This window comes from Pedobacter sp. 01T416_2 (genome assembly GCF_056398925.1).
In genome coordinates this window covers 1-3,956 of the sequence record NZ_JBFTQI010000562.1, presented here as the reverse complement: position 1 = coordinate 3,956, position 3,956 = coordinate 1, and the positions used below count along the sequence as shown (strand labels likewise).

General features: G+C 38.3%; 4 protein-coding genes. 2 read left to right on the top strand and 2 right to left on the bottom strand.

Annotation, left to right across the window (positions count from 1 at the left end; all coding sequences use genetic code 11):
* Window positions 1-288: 288 nt before the first annotated feature.
* Window positions 289-1,029 carry an SDR family NAD(P)-dependent oxidoreductase gene (locus AC1DPQ_RS20295; RefSeq protein ID WP_477580227.1) on the bottom strand — a complete coding sequence of 247 codons (741 nt, stop codon included), beginning with the start codon at window positions 1,027-1,029 and terminating at the stop codon, window positions 289-291.
* A 92-nt stretch (window positions 1,030-1,121) separates the two neighbouring features.
* Between AC1DPQ_RS20295 and AC1DPQ_RS20290 the strand changes: the two genes are divergently transcribed.
* Window positions 1,122-1,514 carry a winged helix-turn-helix transcriptional regulator gene (locus tag AC1DPQ_RS20290; protein WP_167292758.1) on the top strand — a complete coding sequence of 131 codons (393 nt, stop codon included), beginning with the start codon at window positions 1,122-1,124 and terminating at the stop codon, window positions 1,512-1,514.
* A 90-nt stretch (window positions 1,515-1,604) separates the two neighbouring features.
* Entirely contained in the window at window positions 1,605-2,075 is a 471-nt protein-coding gene (locus AC1DPQ_RS20285; RefSeq protein WP_477580231.1) for a DinB family protein, read from the top strand.
* 343 nt (window positions 2,076-2,418) lie between these two features.
* Here AC1DPQ_RS20285 and AC1DPQ_RS20280 read toward each other — a convergent pair whose 3' ends face one another.
* Window positions 2,419-3,387: a helix-turn-helix transcriptional regulator gene (locus AC1DPQ_RS20280; RefSeq protein WP_477580233.1), complete on the bottom strand. Its 969-nt coding sequence runs from the start codon at window positions 3,385-3,387 to the stop codon at window positions 2,419-2,421.
* Window positions 3,388-3,956 lie beyond the last annotated feature (569 nt).

Sequence of the window (3,956 nt, the reverse complement as noted above, 5' to 3'; positions counted from 1 at the left end):
ACTTTATAAAGTGGATGGGGATTACCTGCAGGCAATTTGGTTAGTTTTAAGGCGATTGTACTTTTCAGCCTTATTAATTTCAGCATATTCTTTGTTGTCAGTCATGCTAAAATATGGAAATTGCGGAGATTTTACGAACGTTTAATGTTTTATCAATAAATCGACTAAAACTCCAGGTAACATTATAAAAAGGCTAAATAGAATCTTTAGGCAATGTATTAAGCTAAAAATGTGCCCAGAAATTTAATCTGAACACATTAAAGCGTTAAAGCAAAGATAGCGATCGCTTTATGCGTTCAACCCACCGTCGATTGTTAAAAACGAACCAGTGATGTATCTGGCTTCTTCGCTTGCAATAAAGCTTACAAATGATGCAATATCTTCTACCGTACCATAATCTGGCAAAGCCATACGGGTTCTCAAGAAATCAGCCAATGGTGCATCTGCGGGATTCATATCGGTATTGATTGGTCCGGGCTGAATCAGGTTTACCGTAATTTTTCGGGCACCAAGATCGCGTGCTAAACCACGTGTAAAACCCTGAAGGGCCGATTTACTCATGGTATACAAAGTGGTTTCAGGACCAACAGCATTATCACCCATATTGCTGCCAATGGTAATGACCCGGCCACCTTCAGGCATACCTTTTGCCGCAGCCAAAGCGGCCACAAAAACTGCTTGTACATTAACGGCCATAATTTCTTTATAGTCTTCAAGTGTATGTTCTTCAAAGGCTTTGCCAATGTAAATACCGGCATTGTTGATCAGGATATCAATGTGGCCAAAATCGGCTATTGTTTTAGCCACTGCGCCAGTTACTTCAGCTGGTACTGCACTGCTTGCTTTTATTGCCACAGCAAGGCCACCCGCGGCTTCAACTTCAGCCACTACGGCATAAGCTTTTTCTGGTGAATTGGCATAAGTAAATACTACTTTCGCACCTTCGGCGGCTAATCTTTTTACAATCGCTGCACCTATGCCCCGGCTTCCTCCTGTTACCAAAGCAATTTTATCTGTTAATTTTTTCATCTGTATTTTTTAAATTTTATGCTAAAGTAAAAGAGATACTTTACATTTGCAGGTAAGCAACAAATTGTTAGGTACTAACAAAAAAGTAAGAAATGAGAAAAGAAACATCAACCAATGCTTTGAACGAAAAAATGATGATCGACAGCTGTGGCATGTCCTCATCGCTGGCGGTAATCGGTGGAAGGTGGAAACCCGCTATATTGTGCCGCCTTTCTTATGGTACCATGCGTTATGGCGAGCTTAAAAAGGACATCATCGGCATATCAGAGCGGATGTTGGTGGCCCAGTTAAGAGAACTGGAGAAAGACCAGATTATTACCCGTGTTGTTTTTCCAGAGGTGCCGCCAAGGGTAGAATACCGCCTAACCGATTTGGGCCGTACCATGAAACCGATGTTGGATGCAATGTCTGACTGGGGCAATATGTACCGGGAACATATTAACCAAATGCAAGATTTATCTGCTAGCGTATTGCAAGACAAATAAATTTTCAATAAAAATAATATCCCGTTTTTCGACTGACAAACTGTTGTCATAGGCCAGTCTTAGTTTTGTTCTATTAAATAATATAACAAGATGTCAGCAACTATGATTACTAAAAGCGAATTATTACAGCATTGGTTAGGTCACAGAAAACTAACCAGAAAAACCATTGAAAAATTTCCTGAAAAAGATTTGTTCGAATTTTCGGTCGGTGGAATGAGGCCTTTTTCTTCATTAATTAAAGAGCTGTTATCCATTAATGTTCCTGGTTTAAAAGAAATGGTCACCAGAGAAACAGCTCCCTTTAGTCATGATCTTCCGCTGAATACCAAGGAAGAGCTACTAACAAAATGGGATGAGGATACCCCAAAAATTGTAGAATATTTTAACCAAATCTCTGAAGATCAGCTTCATGAAACAATTAAATTATTCGGGCAGTACGAGTTTTCGATCATTAGCCACCTATTGTATTTCATTGATAACGAAATACACCACCGCGGGCAAGGCTTTGTATACTTAAGGGCTTTAGGCATTGAGCCTCCATTTTTCTGGGACCGTTATTAAACAATAAAAAGGTTTTATGATAAGTTGTAATTTCCTTTGGTGTTTGTCAGTTGAATCTGGACAATTAGTCGAAACGTCTTTGGGATACATTTAAACAGTGCCCTCGATTGGCTACTATTGGCAAATTCCAATATAAGGGTCGTCATCTCGACCGAAGCAATGCGGAGCGGAGAGATCTTTGAACTATGTTACCGAAAAGTTTAAAGATTTTGCTTCGCAGAGCCTTCGGGTTCTCCACTACGGTCGAAATGACGATAATTAAGACCATTTATCTCCTCAAAATTCATTGTTATTTATATCGGTTTTATAAAATAAATTATCACTCAGGATGACAATTCTCTATTTATGATACAACCTCTTTGTTCTTTATTCTCTTCAAACCAGCTTCCATTATTTCAATCAGCTCATTGTTTAAATGGGTTGGTTCTATAATTTCAGCAACATCAACAAATTTAACAAACCAGCGGATAAAAGAAACAACAGAAAGGGAGCATTCGAAATACATGACCACAAAATCATCTGAAATTTCTTCGCCTGTGAATCCGAAAATCTGCCGTTCCCAATATAGAAAATGTGCATACTTCCGGTCTACCTTAATTTCAACTTTCATCACATTTTCAGATAGACTTTTATCCCTGAATTCGTTAATTGGCGGGTGTGCGATAGTAAAATTTTCTTCAAGCACCAGAACTTTTTTAATCCTGTCTAACCTAAAATTGCGGTAATCTTTCCTTAAATGGCAATAGGCTAAAAGATACCAAAGACTGTGTTCGTAGAATACGCCGATTGGCTCTACTGATCTTCCTATCGGATGAATATCACCGCCTTTGAGGTAATTGATATGGGTTATTTTTTTCTTTAAGGTACTATTGAGCAAAACATCGATAATGTTGGGCAGGTAATCATTAGATTTAAAATCGTTTTTAAGATGTATTGTGTCTTCTAAATGCAGGAAATCTCTTTTTTGATGCACCTGAAAAGAACTTTTTATTTTGATAAGTGCTACCTCAAAATGTTTTTTAATAAACTCGGTTTCATGTTTCTGCATCACTTTTTCGGCAACCATTAAGCTGAGAATTTCTTCCTGACTAAACCTTGAGGGCTGTAGCCTAAACCCTTCCATAATCGAATAGCCAGATCCTGATTCATTTACGATCGGAATACCGGCAATCTCAAGGGCTTTTAAATCCCTGTAGATCGTTCTTATACTGATTTCGAACCGCTTTTGTAATTCTTCAGTAGTTACTACAGATTTAGATTGCAATAGAAAAAATATCTGTAATATCCGGTCAAATCTTTTGGTAATATCCATTTTTAAAAATGTTGGGTATTTAATTAAACAGCTAATTTAGATGGYTTGCCCCTTAGTGCAATATCATTATGTTAAGCGTACGTGTTGTCAGTCTGAGCCTGTCGAAGACCYTTACTAGTYSAAAAYAAAAAAGCATTTGTCCTTCWACAGGATATCAATGACGTTATTTTGTAATCATTTAAATATGAGCGACTTATACCGGCTGATATTTCCGCCCAACTAGGCCGTAGTACTGTATCCCCGTTCTACTTAAATCCGGCCTAACAAATTTTTCGGGCCGCACTACCCAAGCCAACCCACTAGCTTCGAAAGAAAAATTTTCAGCCGGTGTTTTTTGTTTTTTCATGGGTCTTTATATTTTCAACGGCATTCAAGCTAGCTCTGCTGGTCTTTTTGACACCAAAAAGAAAGAGCCCATCGGCGGCGGTGAGCCGAGGAAAGCATAAGCTGTAGGGTAAAAAACAATCAATTATATACGCCATTAATATTGATTTTTATACAATAAATTAACCCTCAGGATGACAATGTTTTTGTTTTCTCCATAACTTAATCAAACCGCCCCTTAGCGG

What these genes read in the sequence shown, in the direction of transcription:
- AC1DPQ_RS20280 (WP_477580233.1), bottom strand. Translation starts at nt 3,387, where the DNA reads ATGGATATTACCAAAAGATTTGACCGGATATTACAGATATTTTTTCTA.
- AC1DPQ_RS20295 (WP_477580227.1), bottom strand. Translation starts at nt 1,029, where the DNA reads ATGAAAAAATTAACAGATAAAATTGCTTTGGTAACAGGAGGAAGCCGG.
- AC1DPQ_RS20290 (WP_167292758.1), top strand. Translation starts at nt 1,122, where the DNA reads ATGAGAAAAGAAACATCAACCAATGCTTTGAACGAAAAAATGATGATC.
- AC1DPQ_RS20285 (WP_477580231.1), top strand. Translation starts at nt 1,605, where the DNA reads ATGTCAGCAACTATGATTACTAAAAGCGAATTATTACAGCATTGGTTA.